Here is a 25,675-nt window from a genome sequence, read left to right as displayed (position 1 = left end):
CCGTGACCGCTTCGCCCGGCCCCTCCACGCAGGACGCGGCGGTCGGCGCGGGCCGCCCCGCGCCCTGGCGGGCGCTGCGCCGGCACCGCCCGTTCCTGCTGCTCTGCGGCGAGCAGGCGGCCAGCTCGGTGGGCCGGCAGATCACCGCGCTCGCGCTGGCGCTGCTGGCGGTGACCCAGCTGCGCGCCGGGCCGTTCGGGGCGTCGGCGCTGCTGGCGCTCTCGTACCTGCCGGGCGCGGTGCTCAGCCCGTTCGCGGGCCTGCTCGCGGACCGGGCGCGGCTGCGCGCGCTGGCCGTCACGCTCACCGCGCTCCAGGTGCTCGTGGTCGGCTCGGTGCCGCTGGCCGGGGCGCTGGGCCGGCTCGGGCTGCCGCAGCTGTACGTCGTGGCGGGCCTGTCGGGGGCGCTGACCTGGACGCTGTCGGTGGTGCTGCAGGCGGCGCTGCCGCGGGTGGTGCCCCCGGAGCTGCTGCTGACCGGCAACGCGGCGCTGACCGGGGCGCGTACGGCGGGGCAGATCGGCGGGCCGGCGCTCGGCGGCGTCCTCGTGGGCCTCGCCGGCGCGTCGCCCGCGCTGCTGGCCGGAGTGGTCGCGTACGGGGTGGAGGCGCTGCTGCTGTTCGCGCTGCCGGCGGCGCTGAACCGGTCCGTGGCGCCCGCCGCGCCGGGGCCGCGGTTCTCGGGGCTGTGCGAGGGCTACGCGGTGGTGCGGGCCGAGCCGGTGCTGCGCCGGCAGGTGCTCGCGGGGGCCGGGTTCAATCTGGGCAGCGGGGCGGCGGACGCGCTGTTCGTGCTGTACGCGGGCCGGGAACTGGCCTTGAAGCCGTGGCAGTTGGGGAGCGTGTACGCGACGTTCAGCGTGGCGACGGTCGCCGGGGTGATGCTCGCGGGCCGGTTCGCGCGGTCGGCCGGGCTGTACCGGGCGACCCGTGTCTGCGCGCTCGTGGCCGCCCTGGCGATCTTCCTGGTCCCGGCGGCCTCGCTGGGGCTCGCCTTCCCCGCGCTGCTCGCGTACCAGCTGGTCTTCGGCGCCGCGGCGACGGTCTGGGCGATCTCGATGACCACGACGCAGCAGCTGATCGCCCCGCCGGGCCTCCAGGGCCGGGTCGCCGGTTTCGCCCAGGCGGCGCTGCTGGCCACGGTCCCGGTGGGCGCGCTGGCGGGCGGGGCGCTGGCGGCCCGGCTGGGGAGCGTGCCGGTGCTGACGGCCGCGGCGGCGACGGCCGTCCTGGCGGCGCTGGCGTTCTGGCTGCCGCTGCGCGGCGCGCCGAAGTCCCCTGCGCAGCGCCCGACTTCGGCGGAATGAAACGTACCGGCATCGGTATCCGGACAAGCCCGTCCGGTGAAGAGACGGTGGCGCAGGTGTGGCGGGTTGCCGCACGGGCCCGAGGGGCCGGTGGGCTGACCCGGTGCTTCACCGGGCCCTCACACCCCGCGTTCGAACACGTTGCGGGGGATCTGTCGACCCCGCGCGGGTGACCCGCCGGTAGCCCCGACCGGATCGATGAATCGTCAATTGACTGAGACACGTCAGTACCCACAGGCTCGCCGGGTCACTGCCCGAGCGCGTCGCTGCACTCGCAGGCGACGCCTGGTTCTGGGGGGAACCATCACTCAGCGCAGACGATCACGGGGCGCCGGCACCTTCCTGCACGGCGCGATCCTCGCACTCACCACCGCCGCGGCGCTCGCGGCCGGATCGCTCGGCCGGGCGGAGGCGGCCGCAGCGCCGGATCCGGGCCGGGCCGCCGAGTCCACCGTCCACCTCACCTACCGCGGACACGAGTTCACCGTCCCGGCCGGCTGGGACGTCGTCGACCTGGAGAAGAACCCGGACGCCTGCGTCCGGTTCGACCGCCCGGCCGTCTACCTGGGCACAGCAGGCAGCCGACTCGACTGTCCGGCCAAGGCGTTCGGCCGCGCCGAGGCGCTGCACGTCCGCCCGGCCCCGGCCGGCCCGGCCGCCGCGCAGGCCCGCGTCACGGAGAACCGCGCCGCCCGCTCGTACGAGGCGACCGCCCGCGGCATCGCGGTCACCGCCTCGTACGGGGGCGACCGGGAGCTGATCCGGCGCGTCCTGCGCAGCGCCTCGCTGCCCGTCGACACCGCGCGCGAGGGGACGGCCGTCCGGCCGCTCGCCGCCGCGGCGGCGCTCCCGGCCGACGCCACGTCCTTCCAGGGCAAGGGCTTCGACCGCTGCGCCGCGCCGGCCTCGGCCCAGATGGACACCTGGAAGCAGTCCTCGCCGTACGGCGCCGTCGGCGTGTACATCGGCGGGGTCAACGCGGGCTGCGGCGTCACCGTCGACGCGGCCTGGATGCGGGCGCAGTACGACAAGGGCTGGCGCTACTTCCCGATCTACGTCGGCCCGCAGGCCTCCCGCGACGCGGGCAGCTGCGACGAGGACTGCGCCGTCATCACCGACCCGGTGCCCGAGGGCGCGGCCTCCGCACGCGACGCCGTCGCCCAGGCGAACGCCCTGGGTCTGCCGGCCGGTTCGGTCCTCTACTACAACATGGAGGCGTACGCCTCCCCGACGCACACCGGCAAGGTCCTGCCGTTCGTGCGGTCCTGGACCGCGACCCTGCACGAACTGGGCTACCGCTCCGGCGTGTACGGCAGCCGGGACTCGCTGATCATCGACCTGGTGGGCGCGGACGAGAGCTATCTCCAGCCCGACGTCATCGACTTCGCCGCCTGGGACGGGAACGCGACCACGCAGGACCCGAAGATCCCGGACACCATGTGGGCGAACCACCAGCGGATCAAGCAGTACGCGGGCGACATCCGGGAGACCCACGGCGGGCTGACGCTCGACATCGACGCCAACCTGCTCGACGTCGGCGAGGGCGTCGTCCAGCCGCCGGCCAAGAAGGACACCGCGCTCGCCTGGTCCGGGCCCGCGTCCGTCTCCAACGGCTCGCCGGCCGCGCTGGCGGCCACGCTCACCGAGAAGGACGGCGGCGCACCGGTCGCCGGCCGCAAGGTCGGCCTCACCCTCGGCTCGGGCGCGGGCGCCCAGAGCTGCGAGGGCACCACCGACGCGGCGGGAAGGGCCAGTTGCACCGTGCCGTCGGTGAACCAGCCGCTGAACGCGGACGCGACGGTGCCGGCCGCGGCCAGGTTCGCCGGCGACGACGCGTACAAGGAGTCGGAGGCCACGGCCACCGTCCGGCTGCAGTACGTGTCCGGCCGGGCGTTCGGTCTCCAGGCGGACGTCCCGCTGCTCGGCCTCCCGGTCCGCGTCGGGCCGACGCCCGACACCGGCCAGGTCCGCACCGCGGGCGCCGAGTCCAGGGCGCCGGCCTGCGCGAACGGGATCAACGCGCTGGTCCTGTCGGCGCAGACGCTGTGCGCCCGGGTCGACACACGGACCGGCCCCAGCGCCGCCACGTCCACGGCGAGCGTGGAGGAGGCACGGATCGGACTGCCCGGACTCCCGGTCGTCGCCCTGTCCGGCGTCAAGGCCACGTCGACCGCGAGCTGCACGGCCGCCACGGGCCGCACCGAGCTGACGCTCACGGTCGCCGGGACGCCCGTCGAGGTCGGCGACCTGCCGAACGTGAACGTCGACCTCGGGCTCGGGGCCCGGCTCGTCGTCAACGAGCAGGTCCGCACCGCCGGGGGGCTCACCGTCAACGCGGTGCATCTGACCGCACCGGGCGGCATCGACGTGGTCGTCGCTTCGGCGACCGCCGCCGCACACAACTGCGCGTGAAGAAGGGGGACTTCACCATGAGAACACTGATCGCACGGGCGAAACGCGGGGGCGTGCTGCTGGCCGCCCTGGTCGCGGCGACGCTCCTGACGCCGGCCGCCCCGGCGTCGGCGGCGGAGGACACGGGCGGCACGGGCGTCACGGGAGCCACGGGCACGCTGGCCGAGCCGGCCTTCCTGGCCCCGTTCGAGTGCGGCTCCCAGTGGACGTACTCCACGTACCCGGGGCACGGCAACGTCCTGGACTTCATCCGCTCCGACGGCAAGGAGACGCTCGGCTCGCCGGTCCTCGCCTCGGCGCCCGGCGTCGCCACCCGCCGCTACCAGGAGGGCGGGGCCGGCCAGTACATCGTGCTCGACCACGGGGACGGCTGGGTCACCGAGTACATGCACCTCGACACGTACGGCGTCGAGGACGGCGCCCGCGTCGCCCAGGGCCAGAAGATCGGCACGGTCGGCAGCACGGGCGCCAGCACCGGCCCGCACCTGCACCTCCAGCACAAGCTGAACGGCGCGCTCCAGGACATCGAGCTGGAGGGCGGCTCGCTGGTGCCGTACCCGGGCGAGTACGGCCAGAAGTTCATCCGCAGCACCAACGGCTGCGGGGGCACCGAGCCGCCGGAGCCGGTCCAGAAGGACACCACGCTCACCTGGACGGGGCCCGCGAGCGCCTCGAACGGTTCGGCGGCCCGGCTGTCGGCCACGCTGAAGGAGAAGGACGGCGGCGCGCCGGTCGCCGGCCGCAAGGTCGCCTTCACGCTCGGGTCCGGCGCGGCGACGCAGGGCTGCGAAGGCACGACGGACGCGCAGGGCGCGGCGAGCTGCACGGTGCCGTCGGTGGACCAGCCGCTGAACGCGGACGCCACCGTCCCCGCGGCGGCGGCCTTCGCCGGCGACAAGGAATACAAGGCGTCCGAGGCGACGGCGAGCCTGAAGCTGCAGTACGTGAGCGGGCGGGCGTACGGTCTGGCGGCCCGGGTGCCGGTGCTGCTCCTGCCGCTGACCGTCGCGCCGACGCCGGACACCGGCGCGGTGCGCACGGCGGGCGCGGAGAACAGGGCGCCGGCGTGCACCCAGAACGTCCAAGCCCTGGTCCTGTCGGCCGAGGCGCCCTGTGCCCGGGTCGTCACGACCACCGGCCCGAGCCGCTCCACGGCCACCGCGACCCTGGCCCGCGCGACGGTGGGCCTGCCGGGCCTGCCGGTGATCCAGGTCTCGGGGGTGACCGCCACCTCCAGCAGCAGCTGCACCGCGAAGGAGGGATCGGTCTCGCTGGACCTGAGCATCGCGGGCACGCCGGTGACCGTGCCGGACACGCCGAACCACACGATCGACCTCGGCATCGGCGCGAAGCTCGTGGTGAACGAGCGGACCGAGTCCGCCGACGGCCTGACGGTGAACGCGCTCCACCTGACGGCCCCGGGCGGCGTGGACGTGATCCTCGCCTCCAGCACCAGCGGCGCCCACCACTGCGCCTGACACCCACCCCGGACCCCGGCCGGCCTCCCGCCGGCCGGGGCCCGGCCTCGTCGTCCCTCCCGTCGTAGGGTGAAGGCCGCACGTGAGGACGGGAGACCCGAGGTGGCCGAGACGACGCCGACCGAGACGACGGTGACCGGGGTGCTGGCCGAACTGGCCGCGTTGGAGGACCCGAGGATCCGCGAGGTGAACGAGCGGCACGGCGACGACCACGGCGTGAACCTCGGCAAGCTGCGCGCCCTCGCGAAACGCCTGAAGACACAGCAGGACCTCGCGCGCGGGCTGTGGGGCACGGGCGACACGGCGGCGCGGCTCCTGGCCCTCCTGATCAGCCGCCCGAAGGCGTACACCCGCGACGAGCTGGACGCCATGCTCCGCGAGGCCCGCACGCCCAAGGTGCACGACTGGCTGATCGGCTACGTGGTGAAGAAGAGCCCGCACGCCGAGGACCTGCGCCTGGCCTGGACCGCCGACCCGGACCCGGTCGTGGCGAGCGCGGGCTGGGCCCTGACGGCCGACCGCGTCGTGAAGCGGCCCGAGGGCCTCGACCTGGGCGCCCTGCTCGACGTCGTCGAGGCACGGATGAAGGACGCCCCCGACCGCCTCCAGTGGGCCATGAACACCTGCCTCGCCCAGATCGGCATCGCCCACCCCGCCCACCGCGCCCGCGCCGTCGCCATCGGCGAGCGCCTGGGGGTCCTGAAGGACTACCCGACCTCCCCCGGCTGCACCTCCCCGTACGCCCCGGTCTGGATCGCCGAAATGGTCCGCCGCCAACAGAGGCCCGCCGGCTCCTGACCGCCCGAAAGGGCAGCGGGGGGCGCGTCGGTGGTTGCCCTCGGGGGCGTGGGAGGGGCGTGCGGTGTGGCGCAGCATGGGGGCGGAGAGGGGTGAGGGGGCCGTGGTCCATTGCGCTGAATGCGGCAACCGGTGCGCGCCCGGTGAGCAGTTCTGCGGATCCTGCGGGGCCTTCCTGGAGTGGACGCGGTCGGACGACCGGGCCGCCGCCGTCCCGGCGGAGCCGGACGCCGCCGCGCCGGGGAGGGCACCCGCCGGACCCGAGAGCCGCCCGGACGCCCCGCCGGCGCCGGACGCCCCGCCCAGACGTGACGACCCGCCGACGCGTGACGCCCCGTCGGCGCCGGGCGCCTCGTCGGCTCACGCCGGCCCGCCGGCACCCGCCGTCCCCCCGATGCCCGCCGCCCCGCCGCTGCGGGCCGTGCAGCCGCGCGTCGAGGAACCGGGGCGGCCGGCGCCGGCTCCGGTGCGGGACCGGGAGGCCGTCGAGGAGCCGCTCCGGGCCGGGGACCTCGTCTGCGGCCAGTGCGGCAGCGGGAACGTGCCGACCCGGCGCTACTGCCGGCGCTGCGGGGCCTCCCTCGCGGACGCCCCCGTCGTGCCCCGGCCGCCGTGGTGGCGGCGGCTGTTCGCGCGCCGCCCCCGGCGCACGCCCCTCGCCGGGGAACGGCCGTCGCGCCGGCAGTGGCAGCGGCCCCGGTTCGTCCTGCCGCTGCTCCTTCTCGTGGCCCTCGGCGCGGCCGGGTACGCCTTCCGCGGCGAGGCGGGCCGCGCGGTGGAGGCCGTACGGGACCGGACCTCGAAGACCGAGCAGGTGCACGCGACGAAGGTGACGGCGTCGAGCGCGCGCGGACAGCACCCGGCCGCCCTCGCCGTGGACGGGACCACGGACAAGTACTGGGCGCCCGCGCGGCCCGGAGCCGCCGAGGGCGAGTACCTGGAGGCGACGTTCGCCGCGCCGATGCGCCTGCTCGACGTGGTGGTCCACCCGGGCGCCTCGCCGGTCGCCGAGAAGTTCCTCACGCAGGCGCGGCCCGGCGGCCTCGTGGTGACCGTGACCGCGGCCGACGGCCGGACGACCGTCCGGACCCTGCGGCTGGCCGACGTACCGGGTCCGCAGCGCTTCCACCTGCCCGTCAGCGACGCCGTCCGCGTCCGCCTCGCGGTCCACGGCGCGTACGGGGAGCGGCCCGACCGGCATCTCGCCGTCGCCGAGGTCGAGTTCTTCAAGCGGCGCTGAGCCGCGGCGCTCCTACAAAACGCCCAGGGCGTCCAGCATCTGCGCGTGGCGGCGCTCCGCCCGGCGGGCCGCCACGGGGTCGCCGGCCTGCCGGTGGGCGGCGATCAGCAGCCGCCACACGGCGTCCTGGAAGGGGTCCAGGGACAGCGCGTGCGTGGCGGCCGCCACCGCCGCCTCCGCGCGGTCCCGGCCGAGCTCCACCTCGGCCAGCGTGTGCGCGGCCCGCACGGCCTGATTGCGGTACCGGTCGCGGACCGGCACCACCCACTCCGCCGGGCCGTCCTCCGGCAACAGCTCCCCGGTGTAGAGCCGCAGCGCCCGCCCCAGCGGCCCCGCCGCGCGCTCCGCGTCCCCGTGCGCGGCCGCCCGTAAGCCCTCTCCGACGGCCGCCTCGAAGGCCCGCACGTCACAGCTGCTCCCCGGGTCGAGCACCAGCATGTACGCCTCGCCCGACCGCACCAGCAGCTGGGACCGGCCCCGGTCGGGGCCCGGCTCCAGGACGGTCCGCAGGGCCGACACGGCGACCTGCAGTCCGCGCCCGGCCGTGCGGGCGGGGCTCTCCGGCCACAGCGCGGCCATCAGCTCCTCCCGGTGCACGGGCCGGCCCGCGTGGACGGACAGCAGCCGGGCCAGCGCCCGGACGCGCGGCCGGGTGCGGCTGAAGTCCAGCGGCCGGCCGGCGAGCGCGGCCTCGTACCGGCCGAAGCAGCGCAGAGACAGCGGCGCGTCCCGGTCCGCGCGGGCGTGGTCCGGGACTCCGGCGGGCCGGGCGGGCGGCGCGCAGCGCCGGGCCAGGTGTGCCCGCAGCAGCGGCACGCCGGGCTCCAGGCCGTACTCCTCGGCGCACTCCGGCGGTTCGGCTCCGGCGGGCCCGTCCGGGGCGCGCTCGAGGAGGTCCACGAGCCGGGGCGGCAGCATGCCCAGGACCTCCCGGTCCAGGAAGGTGCGCAGGGCGGCCGAGTCCAGCGGGTCGCGGCCGGCCAGGACCGCGGGCGCGCTGAGCTTGAGCACGGCCGGCCAGCCCTGGGTGAGTTCGGCCAGCCCCTGGGCGGCCCCGGGGGCGTCGGCGAGCAGGGCGGCCATCTCGCCGCGGTTCAGACGCAGCTGACGGGCGTTCAGCACCGCCGTCTCGGCCAGCTCCAGCCGGGTGAGGTTCAGCGCGGGCATCCGGCGGCCCGCCAGGACGAGCCGCAGGTTCGGCGGGGCCAGCAGGGCCAGTTCCTCCAGGACGGCCTCGGCCGGGCCGCCGTGCACGTGGTGGACGCCGTCCACGAGCAGCAGCACCGGGTCGGGGCACCGCTCGACGGCCAGCAGGACGGACTCCACGGACACCTGTCCGGCCAGGTCGAGCTGCCGCCCGAGCCGAGCCAGCAGCGAATGCGCTCCGAGGGTGTCCCGGGACGGCCGCCAGTGCAGCACCCTCCCGGAGAACGCCTCGGCGGCGTAGGCGAGTTGGGTGGTCTTGCCGTATCCGGCAGGAGCGACGACCAGCGTCAGGGGTGCCGTCCCCCGGGCGAGCAACGGCACCAGCCGCTCGCGCACCGTACCGCGCATGAGGCCTCTTCCCCCGACGGAAGCCAAGAATCGATTCTCACTCTCCGCATTTGAGCAGTAACTCAATACTCCACCCGAACCGTACGGTGCAAGAGCTGTGCGCCCTCGGTGCAGAAAGGGGGCACGATTGTGCCGACACCGTGAACGAGCGTCAGGCCCCCGGGGTCACCTCGACGGTGAACGGCAGGTGCACCGGCCGGTTGCGGGCCACGAACTCCGCCACCGCGGCCACGTCCACCTCCGCCGCGTCCGCGCCCCGCAGACGCACCGTCAGATACGGCCGGGGCGCGCCCGGCAGCGGGGCCCGCGGGGTCGCCGACCACACCGTGCCGCCGCTCTCCTCGATCTCCGCACCGATCCCGAAGACCTGCCGGATCTGCTCCGCCAGGCCCCGCGCGGTGCCCCGGGCGGCGTGCGCCCGCACCGCGCCGCGCACCTCGCCCTCCGCGCCCACCCAGGCCGCGAGCAGCGTCAGGACGTCGTCGGGGCTCAGCCGCGGATCGAAGTAGGCGGGCAGGCTGTCGAGGACGGCCGGCACGGGCGCCAGCACCTCGTCCAGCCCCTCCGTGAACCGCTGGACGAAGTCGTCCTCCGCGTACACGCCCGGCAGCTGGAGTCCCAGCGGATGCCGGGGGCGCAGCCCGGGCACGATCCGGCGTTCGCTCACCGTCCCGCCTCCTCGCCGCTCATCGCGCGTCCACCCGTACCTGGTGGTCGTAGCTGAACACCAGCGCGCCCGCGTCCAGGACGATCCGTTCCACGGGTTCGCCCCGGCGCCGGGTCTCGAGGTCCGCGGGGAAGAGCCGCACGCTCTCCACCGCCTCCACGCCCGGGACCTGCTGCAGCACCGCGTACACCTCGCCGCTGTGCACGGCCCGTCCGAACGGCCAGCCGTCCCCGCCCGGCCCGCCCGTGAGCGGGTTCAGATGCCGGTACAGGGCGGCCAGCGCGGTCCGCTGCACCCGGGCGACCGGGACGCCGGCCGCCGCCTGGAGCACCGCGACCACCGTCACGCCCTGGTAGTACGGCGGTTCGACGACGAGCCGGGCGCCCAGCACGCGCCGCGCGTCCAGGTGCGCCGCCACGGCGGCCAGCAGCTCCGGCGGGCAGGCCATCCGCCCGAACTCCAGGCGTCCTTCGCCGTCGTCCTCGGCGGCCGGCACCAGCAGCACCCGCACCCCGCCCGCGCCGGCGTCCACGCACCGCACACGGGCGACCTCCGGGGCCGCCTGCCGGGTCAGGTACTCGTAGTCCTCGGCGGTCACCGCCCGGTCCCGGGTGCGCAGCGCCAGCGCGCCGCGCAGGCGGGCGTTCGCCACGTCCTCGCCGTCGACGCCGCCGCCGGCCGCCCGCCGGTTCTCCACCCGGGCGACGTACGGGATCGAGCTGCGCAGGACCGCGAGCGCGCGGCGCGCCACGTTGCCGCGCCGGCCGCCGCCCGCGAGGTACGAGCGGACCCGCACCGGAACGCCCCGGGCGGGGACCGCCCCGTACCGGCGCAGCGTGCCGTCGGCCTCCCGGACCGCGGGGCCGAAGCTCACCTCACCGGTGCTGCGGTCGAGCCGGACGTGCCGGTCCAGGGGGCCGGACTCCCCGAAGTGCTCGACCTCGGTCCACGGCGTCCACCCGCCCTCGGGATCCGCGGTCTCCACGACGAACGGGGGGCCTCCCGCGACCACTGGGGCGCGGTCCAGCGCGAACGTCTGGGCGGGCAGTCCTTCGGACACGCCGAGGAGTTCCCCGTCCACCCGCTCGGCGTGGACGGCGGGGGCGGTGCCGCCGACCGTGAACGCCTCGGCGGTCAGCAGCTCGGGGGTCGCGGAGTACGTGCGCTGACCCTCGGCCGGGGCCTGCACGACGCACCGCAGCCAGCCGGCCCGCTGCCGGGCCTCCACGGAGGCCAGGTGTCCGGCGGGCAGCTGGATCAGCACGTCGCCGGGCCGGTTGAATCCGCCCGTGCCGTCGCGGTCGACCTCACAGCGGGTCCAGCCCTCGGCGGTCCACGCCTCCCAGGCCAGCGGCGGGTGTTCGGGGTCGATGCCGTGTCCGGCGACCGGGAAGTCCAGGCGCAGCGCGACCACGCAGGAGGGCGCGGCCTGCGAGAGGCCGAAGAGCAGGGCGTCGCCGGGGCGCGGCACGGCGGAGAAGCAGGGCACCCCGCGGCCCGCGGAGAGTTCCGCGCCCCGGTCGGCCGCGACGGCGCCCGGCTCCCCGGCCACGGCGGCGAGCACGGCCAGTTCCACGGGCACGACGGCCAGTTCCCTGACGGTGGAGAAGACCACGGCCTCCTCGGTCTCCGTGCGGTGCGTGGCGACCTCGGTCCCCTCGCGCACCCGCACCGTCTGGGCCTGCGGCGCGGAGAGCCAGAAGGTGACGTCGGTGCGGGCGGCGGCGGGCGGGTACAGGGTGAGCCCGATCAGGTCGAGGAACGCCAGGTGGTTCTTGTCCGGGACCCGGTTCAGCCGGTAGATCAGCTGGTCGGTCATGTGCGCGAACGCCTCGATGAGCGTGACGCCCGGGTCGGAGACGTTGTGGTCGCTCCACTCGGGGCAGCGCTGCTGGATCATCCGCTTGGCCTCGTCGACGAGGTCCTGGAAGCGCCGGTCGTCGAGATTGGGCTCGGGCAGCGTCACCGGTCCCCCGCCTCCCCGCCGCTCCCGGGCGTCGACGGGCCGTCGTGCGCGGGAATCACGTAGAAGGGAAAGACCAGGTTCCGGGGGTCGTTGGTGCCCCGCGTCGTGTAGCGGATGTCGATGTAGAGGGTGCCCTCGTCCTGCGCGTCGAAGGTGACCGCGACGTCGGCCACCTCGATCCGCGGTTCCCAGCGCTCCAGCGACAGCCGCACCTCGTACGCGAGGTGGGCGGCGGTCGCCGCGTCGGCCGGCGCGAAGACGTGGTCGTGGATCGCGCAGCCGAACTCCGGGCGCATGGGGCGCTCCCCGGGCGCGGTGCCGAGGATCAGCCGGACGCTCTCCTCGATCTCCCGGTCGCCGCCGACCAGCGCCACGGAGCCGGTCGCGTCGGTCCGTACCGGAAAGGCCCAGCCGGAGCCGATGAACTGCTCTCCCACGGCGTTCAGCCTCCGATCAGGACGGTGACCGCGCCCATGACGATCGGCGCCCCGCAGGCGGCCAGGTCGCCCATGCGGGCCGCCGGGAGACCGCCGATGAGGACGGTGGGACAGCCGGGCGGGGCGATCACGGACGGCGGGTGCACGGCCGGCGGCGGGAAGGAGCAGAGGTGCGGGGTCGAGACGACGGCCGCGGGCAGCCCCGCGATGAGCACGGTGGGCACCCCGGGCGGCCCGATCACTCCCGGGTGCCCGGTCGGGTCACCGACGCGTGCGGCAGGCGGCATCTGTCGTGTCTCCTCTGGTCGTTCCGGCGGCTGTGGCGCCCGTGGGTGCTGGAGGTGCCAGTAGTGCAGGTGGTGCGAGTAGTGCCAGTAGTGCCAGTAGTGCCAGTGGTGCTAGTTGATGCGGACGAGGGCGGCGCTGATCGAGCAGCTCGCGCCGCCCTTGATCTCGGTGCTGGCCTGTCCGTCGACCCCGACCGTCGTGCCCTTGACGTTCACCTGGCCGTTGGTCTGGAACTTCAGCGCCCCCGCGCCGCCGTCGACCTCGACCCCGGTCTGCGCCGTCACCTGGACGGACTGGCCGGACAGTTCGAGCTTTCCGGTGCCCGCGTCGAGGGTGATGCCGGAGTCGGCCTTGACGGTGACGCTCTCCCTGGCGGTGATCTCGACCTTGCCGTCGCTGTGCACGGTGACGGACGTGGCCTTCTGGTCGAGGTGCAGGGTGAGCTTCCCGTCGCCGGTGGCCAGGCGCACGCCCTTGGGCCCGTTCGCCGCGTCGAGCAGTTCCAGCCGGTTGCCGGAACGGGACACCAGGGAGCGCCGGTTGGTGGCTCCGCTGGTGGAGTCGACGAGCGGGGCTTCGTGTGCGGAGGGCTTGTCCTGGCCGTTGTAGAGCCCGCCGAGGACGTACGGGTGGTCCACCCGGCCCTGTTCGAAGCCGACCAGCACCTCGTCGCCGACCTCGGGGCCGAAGACGCCCCCGCCGCCCTTGCCGCCCGCCTCGGCGGTCCTGGCCCAGTCGCTGACGTACTCCCCGTCGAGCCAGGGGAACGTCAGCTTCACCCGCCCCCGCCCCTCGGGGTCGCGGGTGTCGGTCACCGTCGCGCTGACGAGCCCGCCGATCCGGTCCTGCGCGAGCCCGCCGCCCCCGCGCGAGGCGAGACCGTACAGGGAGCGGTCGGAGCGGCCCCCGACGGTGATCCACGTCTGGTAGCCGGTGTCGGGGTCGAACACGTGCCGGCTCGCGGAGACCGTGTACTTGCCCTCGAAGGGCGCCCCGACGTTGGCGAGGGTGACCGCCGTCCCGGCGCGCAGCTGGGGGATGCCCATCGCGACCGCGTCGAGCTCGGCGAAGGAGGCGGCGAGGTCCGCGGCGAGCGCCTTCGCCGCCTGGTCGGCCTCGGCCTGGGTGCCGTACGGGGTGTCCGTGGCCAGGAAGACCGCCGGGCCGAACGCGTCGGCGGCCTGCCCCGGGGTCAGCCCCAGCTGCAGCCGGTCGCTGCGGCCGGCGGGGGCCCGGCCCACGACGGCCGCCTTGGCCTGGACGTCCCAGCCGCGCACCTCGACCTGCTGGACCTGGTCGGCGGCCGTCACGGCGGCATGGCAGCGCAGCAGGTTCCGGCCGAACTCGAGCACGTACGGGCTGGCCTGCGGCCGGGTGGAGGTCGACGGGGCGGTGTGGGCCTCGGCCGGAGTACGGAACACGAACTTGCCGTCGACGACGGCCACTTCGGCACCGGCGAGGTCCGCGAGCCGGTGCAGGAACTCCCAGTCCGTGATCCCGGGCTGGGCCAGATGCTCGTGGACGGTGGTGGTGGAGTCGACCGAACCGATCGGCAGCCCGGCCCGCTTGGCCACCTGCACGGCGATGTCGGAGGCGGTCATCTGCCGGTAGCCGGCGACCCTGCGCCCGCGGAAGAAGCGGTGGGCGTGGTCCAGTCCCCGGACGACGGTGAAGGTGCCCGTGGCGTCGAGGTCGATCTCGACGGCGGTGACCTCGCCGGACACCAGCAGGGCGCGCTGCGGGTCGTCGCCCGCGCGGGCGAACAGCTTCATCGGCGTGCCGATCGTGATGCCCGTCTTCTGCAGGACCTGATGGTGGGGATCACGGAAGCGGACGACGAAGAGATCGGGCAGCTGGGTGCTGTCGTCGACGTAGGCGGACACGATCAGTTCGGCGACGGGCGCGGGCAGCGGCTGCCCGTCCACCTCGACGGCGAGGGTGTTGGCGAAGCTCTCACCGGCCATGCGCGTCAGGCTCCCCGTTCCTCGGCTGCGGGCAGCAGCAGTTCCGTCCCCGGGGTCAGCCGCATCGGGTCGTCGATGCCGTTGGCCCGCGCGATGTCCCGCCAGGCGGCCGGGTCCCCGTACTCACGCCAGGCCAGCAGCGCGAGGGTGTCCCCGGTGACCACCCGGTGGACCCGGCGGGCGGCGAGCGCACCCGAGGTGGGGTTCTGGCCGGGCACGGGCCCGCTGATCTCCTCCAGGGTGACCTGGCAGGTGGCGCGGATGGGCAGGCCGCCGGGGGTGAACAGGGTGTACTTCGCCTGGACCTGACTGACGTACCCGACGAAGCCGGTGAGCCCGCCCCAGTGGAAGATCACCCACGGGGGCACGCCCTGCTGCTTCTGATGGGTCTGGTCGGTGGGCACGCAGCAGGAGAGCAGCTCCTCGACGGACTTCACGACCCGGTCGTCCTGCACGCCGGTCGCATCGAAGAACATCTCCAGGGTGAGTTTGGAGGGTCCGGCGCCCTTGAACTCGGCGGGGCCGGCCTTCTTCGCGCCCTTGGCGGTCTTCCGCTCCCACTTGGCGGTCTTGGCGAGCGTCAGCTCCTTGGGGTTGAACTGGAAGTCGATCTTCCCCATGCGCGGTCCCGGCGTCGTCGTCCCGCCGTCGGCGGGCGGCTGGCGCAGTTCGAGGTAGGCGCGCTCGAGTTTGGGGCGGGAGCCGCCGCCGTTGCCGTTCGGGTCCTTGGCGGGGCCCGGCGGCGGGGCGGAGGCGATGAAGGCGACGGGCTGACCGGTCATGGGGGGCCGCCTCCTAGCGTCCGGCGTCGATGAAGCCGTGGTGGGCGATCTCCAGCGTCTCGGTGGCGACCTTGACGGTCTCGGGGTTCAGCTGCGGCCCCGTCCAGCGCACCGGCACGACGTCCATCAGGCTCCAGCGCGCGACGACCGTGCCGTCGACCGTCATGGCGCTGATGTGCGCGGTCTTGCGGGCGACGCCGGAGATCATCCCGGCGAGCCAGCCGGTGACCTTCTCCGTGTCCTTGGTGACGGGGCGGCTGAGCTTGATGTTCGAGTACTTGATGCGGGTGGGCAGCTGCCAGACGTAGCCGTTGTTGCCGCCCTCCTCGCGCTGCTCCATGACGACTTCGCAGCCGAGGCCCTCGCAGCTGTTGAACGCCCCGAGGCTGATGTTGTCGATCTCCACCATGAAGCACACGCTGACGGCGGGGTCCTGGTCCTGTGCCATGCGGATTCCTTCTGCTTCCTTCTGCCGGGTCTGCTCAGTGGCGGGGGTCGAGGCGCACGCCCGCGCGTTCGCGGTCGAGCCGGAGTTCGGCGCGGAGGAGCCGGCTGAGCGGGCCGATCAGCCGCCGGACGAGCTCGTCGGTGGACTCCTTGGGGGGCGTGGGCGGGGGTGGTGGCTGGGCGGTGGCGGCTTGGGCTTTGGTGGGCGCGGCCGGGGGTGGGGGCTCGGGGGCGGGAGCGGGGGCGGGGGTGGGGCTGGGCTCGGGCAGGGGCTCCGGGGCGGGTTCGCGCTGGAGGACGGGCGAGGGACCGGCGGCGGGCAGGGGCCGGGTGGCCCGCTGGAGGGGCGGGGCGAAGAGCCCCGAGAGCGGTGCGTACGGGGCCGACGGCTGCGGAACCGGGGCGGGGGCTGTCAGCAGCCGCTGGACCGGCTCGGCGGGCCGACGGTCGGGGGCGTACGGCCGCGGTAGGGCGGCGAGGCCGGGCAGCAGGGGGACTTCTGCCGGAGCGCCGGTGCGCTGCAGGGGTACGGGGGCAGGCGCAAGGGACGGCGGAGCGAACGCCGTGGCCGGGGAGGAGAGGGACGAGGCCGGGGTGACCGTCGGGAGGGTGGACGCCGACGGGGTGGGCGTCGGGCGGGCGGGCGTGGACGGGGCGGGCGTGGACGGGGTGGGTGCGGACGGGCTGGGTGCGGGCGTCCAGGACACCGGTACGACCGGGGGCCCGACGGGGTCCGGGGCGCTCGGGGAGCCGGGGTACGGGGTGGTTTCCGGGGCCTCGGGGGCGGGCGCGGTACGCAGCTCCAGGCCGCGTTCCCCGACGAGCCCGACGACGGGCTCGGGGCCGGGCTCGGGGGCCAGGGCGGTGGTGCGCTGCAGAGGGAGGGCGCGGACGACCGGCTGCGGATCTGCGGCCCGCGAGACGGCGGGAGGGGCGGGAGCCACAGCAGCCGAGGGAGGCGTCGCGCGGGCTTCCTGCGGTGGCGCGGGCGGGGCTGCCGCGGGTACGGGTGGCTCGGCGAACGGCTCGCCGACGCGCCCGGCCCGTGGAGGCGTCGGGAGGGAGGGAGGAGGACTTCCCGGTGTCTCACGCTGCACGGGAACGGCCGGGAGGGGCGCTCCCAAACCCGGTCTGCGGGTGGCGCGTTGCACGGCCGCGGGCGGGGACACGGGTTCGGGCGGCAGTGGTGCCGCGACGTGCGCAGGGGGGTCCGTGGCCGGACCGGGGTCCGACGGGCCTTCGTCCCCGCTCGCCGGTTCCAGAAGGGGCCGCTCGCCCAGCAACGGCCGGATGTCCTCCGCCTCGGGTGCGGCCTCCGGCGGCCGCAGGACCGGCTCGGGCGAGGGAACAGGAACAGAGTCGGGGACGGCATCGGGGTCCGCCGCGCGCTGCACGGACGCGAGCGGCCGAGCCTGCGGCTGCGGCAGCTCCGGCGGTGCGAGCGGTACGGAGGGCGGCTCGGAATCGCGTGCCTCAGCCGCCCGTTGGACCGTTGCGATCGGGCGCTCGCCCCCCAGCGGGGCCTCCGGCTCCGGTTGCGGTGCGGGGGCGGACTCGTCCGCCGGCCTGTCGGCCCTCCGCACCGCAAAGGGCGGCGTTTTCGTTACCGGCAACTCCGCTGCGCGGGCTGGTTCCTGGGGTTCGGGAGCGGCCTCGGACGCTCCCCGGGCCTCCCGCTGCACAGGCTCGCCGATCGGCCAGCCCCCGACGAGCGGCCGCACCTGGGGCTCCGCGTCCGGCTCCGCCGCCCGCTGGACCGGGACGGCCTCCGGCACCGGCTCCGGCGCAGGACCGGGAACAGGATCAGGAACGGAGACAGAGCCACGCACAGGAACCTGAGCAGGGGCGGACGGCAAGGGCGCGGACGGCAGTCTCCGCACCGGCATCTCCACCGAGCGGGCCACCGTCAGCACCGGCACGGGTGGCTGCGGCCGTACTGACAGCGGCGGCGCCACGACGGAAGCCCCGCGCTCAGGAGCCCGCGCCACGGCGGAAGCCTCGCGCTCCTGAGCCGCGGCGACCGGCGGAGCCCCGTACGCCACCGAGTCCTCCGTCCGTTGCACCGGTTCAGGTTCCGAAACCGGGCCAGGAACCTCCGCCGGCAGCGCCTCGGCCATGGGCGCGGACTCGGCCGAAGCCTCCGCCCCCCGCACCGGCACCGCAGCGGCCACAGGCGCCACAGGCATCGCAGGCCCGGAAGGCCCCGCAGGCACCGTACGCGCCACAGGCCCCGCGGCCGCCTCCCGCGCCACCGATCCCGAGCCCGGCACCGCCCACCGCTGCAGCACCGCGCCCGCGGCGGGCGCGTCCGCGACCCCGTGCACCACGCCCGACGGCGCCTCCGCCGTCACCGCGTGCCCCAGCGACCGCGTCAGCGACGGGTTCTGCCAGCCGGCCAGCCCCGCCGCGAAGCCCTCGGGGTCCGTGACCAGCGCGGGTGCGCCGAACGTCAGCCGCTGGACCGGCAGTTCGCGCCACCCCGGCTCCGCGTCCCGTACGCGCTCCGCCGCCCCCGCGTCCGCGGGCGCAGCCGCGTCCGCACCCGCACCGACCGGCGCGAACCGGCCCTTGAGCCACCCCCAGAGTCCCACCTCTCACCGCCCTCCGCCGGCCGCCCGGTTCAGGCGGGCGATCTGCTCGACGTACCGGCGCCGGTCCGGGTGCTCCAGGTCCAGGATCGCGTCCAGGTCCCAGTGGAAGTGGTAGGCGATGTACGCGACTTCGTCGTACAGGGCGTCGGTCGCGTACGTCACGATTCCCCCAGGCGCCCACCTGCCAGGTCGACCGCGAAGCCGGTGGCGCAGGAGGGGCAGGTCACCTGGGCCCGCGTGTGTCCCTCGGCGTTGATCCGCCGGTAGAAGTCCTGGAGGAAGGCGAGGTCGGAGGCGAACAGGTCCTCGATGACGCCCGCGTGGACGTCCGTCACCGAGCCGATCCGCTCCACCACCCGTCCCAGCAGCACCACCGACAGGTACGCCGGGTTCTCCCGCACCCGGTCGTCCCGCAGGGGTACGAGCTCGTCGCGGGCGGTGGCGAGCCGCATGACGCCCGTGCGGTGCACCTGCCCGGCGCCGTCCACGTACCCGCGCGGCAGCTCGAAGGTGAACTCGGTCCGCATCCGCTCCACGGCCGCCGGCGCGCCGGCGGGGGCGGCCGGCTCGGGCGGTTCGACGGTGTCCGCCGCGCCCGGTGAGATCTGGCGACGCATCAGGGCCTCACGCCACATCCATCTGCTCGTACGTGATGACGAGCTTCTCCGTCAGCACGCTGGTGTCCCCGGCCTTCAGCGAGCTGATCTCCAGGCTCTTGGGCCAGGCGTTGACCAGCGTGTACCGCTTGATGGCCACGCCCTCGTAGTCGAAGACGATGATCGCGCCGCCCTTGCGCGCGGTGGCCATCTTCCCGAACCGGGCGTCCTTGATCCATTTCTCGAAGCTGTTGTCGGCGGTCAGGCCGCGGGTCAGCGTGACCTCACCGGCCTTGGCGCGGCCCGGAAGCTTCTTGATGACGTACTTGCCGTCGGCCGTGTTCTGCTTCAGTTCGATGACGTCCTGCTCCATCTTCAGGCCCGTCACCTCGTTGATCTGCTTGATGACGACCCCGTCGATCTCCAGCCCGAAGGAGTGACCGACCGAGGTGTCCATGTCGGGAAGTGCCATGAGGTATGCCCCCTACCTGCTCTACTCGTTGACGAGGCTGGTGCCGCCCGAGAACTGGGCCAGCCGGAAGATCACGAACTCGGCGGGCTTCACCGGCGCGATGCCGATCTCGCAGACCACCTGTCCGGCGTCGATGCCCTCGGCCGGGTTCGTCTCGCGGTCGCACTTCACGTAGAAGGCCTCGTCGGGCGTCAGCCCGAAGAGCGCGCCCTTGCGCCACTCGTTGACGAGGAAGGCCGAGATGGTCCGCCGGATCCGTGCCCACAGCGCGTCGTCGTTCGGTTCGAAGACGACCCACTGGGTGCCGATCAGGATCGACTCCTCGATGTAGTTGAAGAGCCGGCGGACGTTGAGGTAGCGCCAGGCCGGGTCGGACGACAGGGTCCGCGCGCCCCACACGCGGATGCCGCGCCCGGGGAAGCTGCGGATGCAGTTCACGCCGATCGGGTTGAGCAGGTCCTGCTCGCCCTTGGTCAGATGGACCGCCAGGTCCACCGCCCCGCGCACGACCTCGTTCGCGGGCGCCTTGTGCACGCCCCGGCTCTCGTCGTTCCTGGCCCACACGCCCGCCAGCGCGCCGCTGGGCGGGACGAACTTCATCTGGTGGGGGGCGCTGGGGTCGGCGACCTTGACCCAGGGGTAGTACAGGGCCGCGTACTTGGAGTCGTAGCCGGCGCCCGTCATCCGCCATTCCTTGACCCGCTGCGGGGAGAGGTCGGGCAGCGGGTCGATGATGGCGACGCGGTTCCCCATCAGCTCGCAGTGGGCGATCATCGCCAGCTGGACGGCCTTGACGCCCTCGGCGTCGAGCGCGCCCTGCTGGTACGCGCTCATGAGGTCCGGCACGGCCAGCATGGTGATCTCGTCGACGGTCTCCAGACCGCCGAAGCCGGTGCGTTCGTCGGCGCTGCCGACGTAGTCGGAGGGGCTGAGGGAGGCGGGAAGGGCGGGCACGGCGGCGGGGGCCGGCGCCGGGGCGAGGGCCACGGTCTGGTTGTCGGGCCGGCCCAGGGCCTGGGCGGGTCCGCCGTCCTCCACGGTGATCAGCCGTGACTTGTCCCGGACGACCGTCACGACGTAGTTGCGCTGGCTCCGCTTGGCGGAGACCTGCCAGGTCTCCTCGACGCGGTCGCCGCGCCTCACGTTCAGCGTGAAGGCGTCCTCGCCCGGGGACTCCCCCGAGGCGTCCGCGACCTCGACGGCGACCCCGTCGCCGGTCCCCTCCAGGGCGGCGACCTGGAACCCGCCGAGCGCGCTCCGGGGCCCGGCGGGCAGCGCCCCGGTCTTGCCCCGCTTCGAGGCTCCGGCGCGCGGCTCCTGGGCGGGAGCGGCTCCGTCGCCGCCGACGCGGACGACGTAGCAGGTGCCGCCGCCGTTGAGGAAGTAGGCGTAGACGGCGTGGGCGAGGTACGAGCCCTCCGTGAAGTCGCCGAACGTGGAGGTGAACTGGCTCCAGTTCGCCACCAGGGTGGGCGTGTCGCAGGGCCCCTGCGCGGCCAGTCCCACGAAGGCGGCCACGGCGGTCCCGACGCCCTCGATCGGTCGCGAGCCGGCCTCGACCTCTTCGACGTAGACGCCTGGTGACAGGTACGACGGCATCCTGGCCCCTCCCCTGGGACGTAACGGTCGCGCCCAGCCTGCGCCGTACCCCCCTTCAAGGTCATGACCTCCCGTACGCCCCCGGGGGAACCCCACCCTGCCCCTTCGGGCACCGGCCCTGGCGGGCCCGGTGGCCAGAGGAGGTCGTCGGGCAGGATCCGGAAGTGCGCGTACCGGTCCCCAGCGGCCTCACCGCCCGGACGTCGCGGAGGTCACGGGTGAGCAGGAGGTCCGTGTCGTACTCGGCGGCCAGGGCGACGTTCACCGCGTCCACGAGGTCCAGGTCGAGCGAGGCGTAGCGCTGCCGCACGGCCAGCGCGGCGTCGAGCATCTCGGCGGTGGGGGGCGCGAGGACGAGTCGCGTCTGCCGCACCCGTGCCGCCGGAATCCGCAGGATCGCGTCGGCCGCGGCTCGCCCGAGGCGGCTGCCGGCGACCTGGTGCACCTCCGTCAGGGCGAGCGGCGTGGCCACGAGGACGCCGCACGCCGCCGCGGCTTTCCTGGAGTCGTGGTGCGCCGGATCCGCGGAGTCGACGACGGCGGCCGCTCAGAGGCCGAGCTGCTCGGCCGTGGTGACGCGGCCGTCGGGGAGGAAGATCCGCGTCGCGCCGGGGTCGGCGACCACGAGGAACTTGCCGGCGCTGCCCGCCTGGCTGCGGAACCATGCCTGGCAGTCGTCGCACTGGTGCAAGGTCACCCCGATGGCATTGGTGCCCTGGTGGTAGATCGAGGCAGCGCGGTAGGCCATCTTCTCCGCGTGGACGATCGCACTGGTGCCGGACAGCCCTCCTCGGTCGTTGGGACCGGGAGTCGGCACGTAGTGCTCGTTGCCGGGCGTCATCGCCCCCGCGTAGTCGGGTGTCCTGCGGTCCTCCAGCGACGCCATGGCGTTCGACGCCCCGCCCGTCGGCCGCGCGGAGTCCGGATACGACACGCCCGGGTCGGCGAAGGCCGCGTCGAGCCGGTCGTCGAACTCCTTGTCGTCCCCCGCCTCCGCCGGGCCCATGCCCAGTTTGGGAAGCCGGCCGAACTCGTCCCACTTCGCCGCGTCGCCCTCCAGCCGGAGCCGGGCCTGGCCGGGGTCGGCCCCGGCCAGGGACTCGGCGGCGCGGGCAGCCGCCCTCGCCTCCCGCACGGCCGCACGGTGCGAGGCCATGAGCGCGTCGCGCTCCTCCTGCGTCCTGGCCTTCAGGAGCTCCTTGCCGACCTCGGTCGAGCTCGTCACCCGCGCAGCCGCGGCTTCCGCCTCCGCTCGCGCCCTGACGAACGCCTCGGAGTGCTCGTTCGTCCCGCGCTCATTGCGCTGCGAGTCCGCCGCGGCCCTGCCCGCCTGCCCGCCGCCGACGGTACGTTCGACACCCCCGCCGCAGGCGAGCAAGGGCTCCTTGCCGCCGTCGGCTCGGCGCTCCGCCAGCTTGCCCTGGGCGGTGCGCAGCTGCGCGCGGGCGTCGGCCACGGCCGCCTTGACCTCTTCGACGGGCACGCCGATGTCGTTGAGGGTGACGAGATCCGTGGCCGCTCTCGGATTGATCTCCACCTGTACCTGGTAACCGGCCTGCACGCTGCCCGTGAGTTCGATGTTCGTCAGCCGGTAGGTCTTCTTGATGTCCGGAAGGGCTTTTCGCACCTTCTCCGGTGTGGCGCCTTCCGCCTTCAGCGCCTTCCCCGCGGCCTCCTTGGCCTTGGCGACGTCCGCCTCCTTCTCCGCCATGGTGCGCACGTCCGGCCCCTCGGCCTTCTTCTTCAGGGCGGCCAGGATCTTCTTGCCCGCGTTGACGATCTTGTCGATGACCCAGTCGACCGCCTTCATCACGGGGGCCTGGACCTTCTCCAGGATGTCCTTGATCTTGGCGGAGATGCCGCCCAGGCCCAGCAGGCTCGCCAGGAAGTCGAGGACCACGGGGATCGCCTTGGACAGGGCGCCCTCGATCATGGCCGGGACGCCGCCCCCGCCACCGTTCGCGATGCCCTCGACCGAGTCGAGCACCGAGTCCACGAAGGACTTGATCTGGGCGGCGCGGTTCACGAAGAACATCACCACGTCGTAGATCGCCTTGCAGGCCCGCACGAAGGCCGAGGCGGGGTTCAGCAGGGAGACGATCCAGGTGATGCCCGCCGTGACGATCTTCTCGATCACGAAGTCCTTGATCGCGCCGACGACCGTGTCCTTGAGGTCGGCCAGCTTGTCCACGATCCACTTCCACAGGCCGCCCAGGCCCTCGGCCATCAGCACCTGGACCATCTCGAACCCGGTCTCCAGAGCCGCCATGGCCGGCTCGCCGATCCGCGCCACGATCCGGGCGCGGACGTTCGTCCAGGTCAGGCCGAGGATCGAGAGGATCAGCCGCATGATCCCCTTGGCGTCGAAGGTCTCCGGGAGTTCGATCCCGCCCGCCGACAGCTGACCGAACAGCCACTGCTTGAGGCCGTTCTTGAGGTGCTCCCCGATCCGCGCGGCGAAGCCGGTCACGCCGGCCTTGACCGCGTTGACGAGGTTGCCGAGGAAGCCGATCGGGTTGGTGATGATCTTGTCGATGGCGCCGGCGGCCCGGGCCAGCACGCCCAGAAGCATGTCCTTCAGCTTCAGGACCGTCTCGATCGTGCCCGCGACGGCGTCCTTCGCCTTGCTGAGCAGGCCCTTGTTCTCCTCCTGGAGCTTCTTGATCTCCTCGTCGAGCTCGCCGCGCGCCGCGACGTACCGGTCCGCCAGGTCCTGCACCAGCGACTGGGACTTCTCCGCGACCGAGGACTCCAGCTGCCGGAACTGGCCGCCGATGTCGTTCGCCGCCTGCTGGGCGAACTTCCGCAGGCTCGCGGGCTGTTCGGCCACCTTGTCGGCGATCCGCTGCTTGCCCCGGGCGATGGCGTTCTGCGCGTCCGCCAGCCGCTTGCCGATCAGGTCGGCGATGTCCGAGATGACCGTCCGCATCTCGCGCTCGTAGACGAGCCGCGCTTCTGCGAAGATCTGGTTCGCCCGCGGCGGCGGGTCGAGCACCGCGTCCGCCAGCCAGCGGGCCGCGCCGGTGACGCCCGAGTAGCGCTCGTCCTTCCAGGCCTTCATCTTGGTGCGGTGGTCGGCGTCGAAGGCCGCCTTCGCCGCCTTCTGACCGGTGTCGAAGGCGGTCTCCACCTCGGTGTCGAGGGCGCCGAGGATGCCCTCGACCTCCTTCTTCGTCGCGTCGAAGACGCCCTTGATCTCCGCCGCGACGCGGGCCCGCTCCTGCTCCTCCTTGGACTGCGCGGCGCCCTGGCCTGCCGCCACCTGCTGCGCGGCCCCCGCCTTCGCCGCCGTCATCGCCTGGACGCCGGCCGGGCCCGCGGCCGCCGCGCCGCCCTGCTCGGCGGCGACCCGGGCGGCCTCCTTCTCGCGGAACTGCGCGGGGGCGGTGGCCGCGTGGACGTCGGACTCCTTCTTGGCGTCCAGCGCCTCCTTGAACTGCGGCTCGTTGGAGGCGGCCAGCTGCTCCGGGGTGACCTTGGCCTGCGCCATCATGGCGTCGGTCTCCTTGGGCCCGGTGCTCAGGTCCGTCTGCTCGGGTGGGGCCTTCGCCACCGCCGCCGCCTTCGGGTCCGGGGGTGCGAGCGTCGGCGGGGCGGGCTGTCCCGGCAGCGGGGTGACCGGCTTCTCGACCGCCCTCGACTCGTCGGGGGCCTTCGCGGTCTTCTCCGTGATGTCCTTGGCCGAGCCCTCCTTGCCGGCCGTGACCTGGCCCGCCACCTGGGACTTGATCTCGTCGGTCTTCCCCGACGCGGTGAACGTGTCGGCCTCGTCGAGCGTCTTGGGCGCCTTGGCCGCGATGGCCGCCGACACCGCCGCGACGAAGGCCGCCTTGTCGAAGACGCCGGGCTTCGCCGTGCCCATCTCGCCGGCCTGCGCCGCCTTGGCCTGCGCCTCCTTGTCGTCCCCCGGCGGCTTCGCCGCGTCCTGGGCGGCCTTGGCCTGCGAGGCGGCGGTGGGGTGCTTGGTGAGCACGGCCTTCTTGGCCCGCAGGTCCCCGGCGACCTTCTTGAAACGGGGGTCGGTGGCGGGCGTCAGACCGGTGGGGGCGACGGGCAGCGCGTCGAGACGCTGCACGGCAGGGGCCGCGCCGGCGGCCGTGGTGGCGGCAGGGGCCGCGCCGGAGGACGCGCCGCCCGTGGGGCGCGCCACGAGCCGGGCCACCGCCGCGTTCCCGGCGCCCGCCTGGAGCCGCTGCAGGGTGCGGGCGTCGACGGCCCGGGGCCGGGCGGCGGCGGGCGCGCCGGACTGTACGGGGCGCCGCGGCCCGGCGCCGTCCCGTACCGGCTCGTCCCCGGCGGACCGGTCCCCGGCGGCCTTCACTCCGCCGGGGCCTCGTCCTCTTCGGCCTCCTCGCCCCCGGCGCGCTGCACGAACAGGCCCTGGGCGGAAGGCTCTTCGCCGCCGGACACCGCGGCCTCGCGCTGCACCGGGGCCACGGGGGCGGGGGCGGCCATCGCCCGCTCGGCGGTGGCCACGGCCTCGCGCTCGAACCGGTCCGACGGATCGCTGACCTTGATGCCGCCGGCCGTCTCGGTCCCGTCGACGGGACCCGAACGCTGCTGCACGACGTGCGTCAGCTCGTGGGCCAGCGTCGTACGGCCCCGGTGGGAGCCCGGGTCGTAGGCGTCCCGCTGGAACACGACGTGCGAACCGACGGTGTAGGCATGGGCGTTGACGGCCTTGGCCGAGTCGTGGGCGGCGGAGTCGGTGTGGATCCGTACGTCGCCGAAGTCGTGGCCGAGCCGGGCCTCCATGTCGCCGCGGACCTCGGGGTCGAGCGCCCGGCCGCCGGAGTTCACCACGTCGTGCACGGAGGAACGCTGGAGGGCCGCCCCGACGCCGTTGTTCCCGAGGGCCCGCTGCAGCCGCAGCATCCCCGCGGGGCCGAGCGCGTCGGCCCGGCCGCCGGCCGCGGCCTTGAGCAGCAGAGCGTCGGGGGCGCCGGCCGCGTCCTGGTCGGCCTTCGGCCGCGGACCGGCCGGGCACTCCGCGTCGTGGTCGTGTCCCTGCTCGTGTCCGTGCATCTCTCCCCCTGCCTGGGTGGCGGCGCTCCCCGCCACCCTCCCCGGCGCGACG

The 25,675-nt window shown here is 74.6% G+C and carries 20 protein-coding genes and 1 pseudogene; 5 read left to right on the top strand and 16 right to left on the bottom strand.

The features are described from left to right. Positions 1-2: 2 nt before the first annotated feature. From ACNJ93_RS25090 to ACNJ93_RS25070, 5 genes are all read left to right on the top strand, one after another. A complete protein-coding gene (locus tag ACNJ93_RS25090) occupies positions 3-1,307 on the top strand; it encodes an MFS transporter (RefSeq protein ID WP_418959693.1) in 1,305 nt (434 codons plus the stop codon). A 210-nt stretch (positions 1,308-1,517) separates the two neighbouring features. After that, the gene (locus tag ACNJ93_RS25085; protein ID WP_418959692.1) at positions 1,518-3,719 is read left to right on the top strand and encodes a choice-of-anchor P family protein; all 2,202 of its coding nucleotides are present in this window, start codon (positions 1,518-1,520) and stop codon (positions 3,717-3,719) included. 17 nt (positions 3,720-3,736) lie between these two features. Then, complete coding sequence (locus ACNJ93_RS25080) at positions 3,737-5,197, top strand: choice-of-anchor P family protein (RefSeq protein WP_418959691.1); 1,461 nt, start codon at positions 3,737-3,739, stop codon at positions 5,195-5,197. Between the two features lie 102 nt (positions 5,198-5,299). Next, positions 5,300-5,995, top strand: coding sequence for a DNA alkylation repair protein (locus ACNJ93_RS25075; RefSeq protein WP_418959690.1), 696 nt, complete (start codon positions 5,300-5,302; stop codon positions 5,993-5,995). 394 nt (positions 5,996-6,389) lie between these two features. Further along, positions 6,390-7,235, top strand: coding sequence for an NADase-type glycan-binding domain-containing protein (locus ACNJ93_RS25070; protein ID WP_418959689.1), 846 nt, complete (start codon positions 6,390-6,392; stop codon positions 7,233-7,235). A 12-nt stretch (positions 7,236-7,247) separates the two neighbouring features. Here ACNJ93_RS25070 and ACNJ93_RS25065 read toward each other — a convergent pair whose 3' ends face one another. The 16 genes and pseudogenes from ACNJ93_RS25065 to ACNJ93_RS24990 all read right to left on the bottom strand — a co-directional run bounded on the left by ACNJ93_RS25065 (position 7,248) and on the right by ACNJ93_RS24990 (position 25,623). Further along, positions 7,248-8,789, bottom strand: coding sequence for a BTAD domain-containing putative transcriptional regulator (locus tag ACNJ93_RS25065; RefSeq protein ID WP_418959688.1), 1,542 nt, complete (start codon positions 8,787-8,789; stop codon positions 7,248-7,250). Positions 8,790-8,940: 151 nt separating this feature from the next. Beyond that, on the bottom strand, positions 8,941-9,456 hold the full coding sequence (locus ACNJ93_RS25060) for a phage tail protein (RefSeq protein ID WP_418959687.1): 516 nt from the start codon (positions 9,454-9,456) through the stop codon (positions 8,941-8,943). A gap of 19 nt (positions 9,457-9,475) precedes the next feature. After that, positions 9,476-11,422, bottom strand: a complete 1,947-nt coding sequence (locus tag ACNJ93_RS25055; RefSeq protein ID WP_418959686.1) for a putative baseplate assembly protein — start codon at positions 11,420-11,422, stop codon at positions 9,476-9,478. Beyond that, the gene (locus tag ACNJ93_RS25050) at positions 11,419-11,859 is read right to left on the bottom strand and encodes a GPW/gp25 family protein (RefSeq protein ID WP_418959685.1); all 441 of its coding nucleotides are present in this window, start codon (positions 11,857-11,859) and stop codon (positions 11,419-11,421) included. The genes ACNJ93_RS25055 and ACNJ93_RS25050 overlap by 4 nt, the downstream gene beginning before the upstream one ends. A 5-nt stretch (positions 11,860-11,864) precedes the next feature. After that, positions 11,865-12,146 (bottom strand): PAAR domain-containing protein, encoded by a 282-nt coding sequence (locus ACNJ93_RS25045; RefSeq protein WP_418959684.1) that lies wholly within the window; start codon positions 12,144-12,146, stop codon positions 11,865-11,867. A gap of 111 nt (positions 12,147-12,257) precedes the next feature. Next, positions 12,258-14,111 (bottom strand): VgrG-related protein, encoded by a 1,854-nt coding sequence (locus ACNJ93_RS25040; RefSeq protein WP_418959683.1) that lies wholly within the window; start codon positions 14,109-14,111, stop codon positions 12,258-12,260. A gap of 5 nt (positions 14,112-14,116) precedes the next feature. Then, the gene (locus tag ACNJ93_RS25035; RefSeq protein WP_418959682.1) at positions 14,117-14,893 is read right to left on the bottom strand and encodes a LysM peptidoglycan-binding domain-containing protein; all 777 of its coding nucleotides are present in this window, start codon (positions 14,891-14,893) and stop codon (positions 14,117-14,119) included. Positions 14,894-14,906: 13 nt separating this feature from the next. Continuing rightward, on the bottom strand, positions 14,907-15,341 hold the full coding sequence (locus ACNJ93_RS25030) for a phage tail protein (protein ID WP_418959681.1): 435 nt from the start codon (positions 15,339-15,341) through the stop codon (positions 14,907-14,909). Positions 15,342-15,375: 34 nt separating this feature from the next. Continuing rightward, positions 15,376-16,284 carry a hypothetical protein gene (locus ACNJ93_RS25025; protein ID WP_418959680.1) on the bottom strand — a complete coding sequence of 303 codons (909 nt, stop codon included), beginning with the start codon at positions 16,282-16,284 and terminating at the stop codon, positions 15,376-15,378. Positions 16,285-17,934: 1,650 nt separating this feature from the next. Beyond that, a complete protein-coding gene (locus tag ACNJ93_RS25020; RefSeq protein ID WP_418959679.1) occupies positions 17,935-18,093 on the bottom strand; it encodes a DUF6760 family protein in 159 nt (52 codons plus the stop codon). Further along, entirely contained in the window at positions 18,090-18,548 is a 459-nt protein-coding gene (locus ACNJ93_RS25015) for a hypothetical protein (RefSeq protein ID WP_418959678.1), read from the bottom strand. Before ACNJ93_RS25015 ends, ACNJ93_RS25020 begins: the two co-directional genes overlap by 4 nt. A 7-nt stretch (positions 18,549-18,555) precedes the next feature. Then, positions 18,556-18,999 carry a phage tail protein gene (locus tag ACNJ93_RS25010; RefSeq protein ID WP_318102405.1) on the bottom strand — a complete coding sequence of 148 codons (444 nt, stop codon included), beginning with the start codon at positions 18,997-18,999 and terminating at the stop codon, positions 18,556-18,558. Between the two features lie 21 nt (positions 19,000-19,020). Further along, positions 19,021-20,598 carry a phage tail sheath family protein gene (locus ACNJ93_RS25005; RefSeq protein WP_418959677.1) on the bottom strand — a complete coding sequence of 526 codons (1,578 nt, stop codon included), beginning with the start codon at positions 20,596-20,598 and terminating at the stop codon, positions 19,021-19,023. A gap of 140 nt (positions 20,599-20,738) precedes the next feature. Then, a pseudogene (locus ACNJ93_RS25000) lies at positions 20,739-21,139 on the bottom strand (PIN domain-containing protein); the annotation flags it as partial. 6 nt (positions 21,140-21,145) lie between these two features. Beyond that, the gene (locus tag ACNJ93_RS24995) at positions 21,146-24,919 is read right to left on the bottom strand and encodes a phage tail protein (protein ID WP_418959676.1); all 3,774 of its coding nucleotides are present in this window, start codon (positions 24,917-24,919) and stop codon (positions 21,146-21,148) included. Then, positions 24,916-25,623: a DUF4157 domain-containing protein gene (locus ACNJ93_RS24990; protein ID WP_418959675.1), complete on the bottom strand. Its 708-nt coding sequence runs from the start codon at positions 25,621-25,623 to the stop codon at positions 24,916-24,918. The genes ACNJ93_RS24995 and ACNJ93_RS24990 overlap by 4 nt, the downstream gene beginning before the upstream one ends. Positions 25,624-25,675 lie beyond the last annotated feature (52 nt).

This window comes from Streptomyces tritici (assembly GCF_048500665.1).
Taxonomy (GTDB): domain Bacteria; phylum Actinomycetota; class Actinomycetes; order Streptomycetales; family Streptomycetaceae; genus Streptomyces; species Streptomyces tritici.
Note: the sequence above shows the minus strand (reverse complement) of the source record. Positions and strands in the feature narration are given on the sequence as shown.

Coding starts and splice junctions, on each gene's coding strand:
- ACNJ93_RS25080 (WP_418959691.1), top strand. CDS start 3,737: ATGAGAACACTGATCGCACGGGCGAAACGCGGGGGCGTGCTGCTGGCC.
- ACNJ93_RS25070 (WP_418959689.1), top strand. CDS start 6,390: ATGCCCGCCGCCCCGCCGCTGCGGGCCGTGCAGCCGCGCGTCGAGGAA.
- ACNJ93_RS25065 (WP_418959688.1), bottom strand. CDS start 8,789: ATGCGCGGTACGGTGCGCGAGCGGCTGGTGCCGTTGCTCGCCCGGGGG.
- ACNJ93_RS25045 (WP_418959684.1), bottom strand. CDS start 12,146: ATGCCGCCTGCCGCACGCGTCGGTGACCCGACCGGGCACCCGGGAGTG.
- ACNJ93_RS25040 (WP_418959683.1), bottom strand. CDS start 14,111: ATGGCCGGTGAGAGCTTCGCCAACACCCTCGCCGTCGAGGTGGACGGG.
- ACNJ93_RS25035 (WP_418959682.1), bottom strand. CDS start 14,893: ATGACCGGTCAGCCCGTCGCCTTCATCGCCTCCGCCCCGCCGCCGGGC.
- ACNJ93_RS25030 (WP_418959681.1), bottom strand. CDS start 15,341: ATGGCACAGGACCAGGACCCCGCCGTCAGCGTGTGCTTCATGGTGGAG.
- ACNJ93_RS25015 (WP_418959678.1), bottom strand. CDS start 18,548: ATGCGTCGCCAGATCTCACCGGGCGCGGCGGACACCGTCGAACCGCCC.
- ACNJ93_RS25010 (WP_318102405.1), bottom strand. CDS start 18,999: ATGGCACTTCCCGACATGGACACCTCGGTCGGTCACTCCTTCGGGCTG.
- ACNJ93_RS25005 (WP_418959677.1), bottom strand. CDS start 20,598: ATGCCGTCGTACCTGTCACCAGGCGTCTACGTCGAAGAGGTCGAGGCC.
- ACNJ93_RS24990 (WP_418959675.1), bottom strand. CDS start 25,623: ATGCACGGACACGAGCAGGGACACGACCACGACGCGGAGTGCCCGGCC.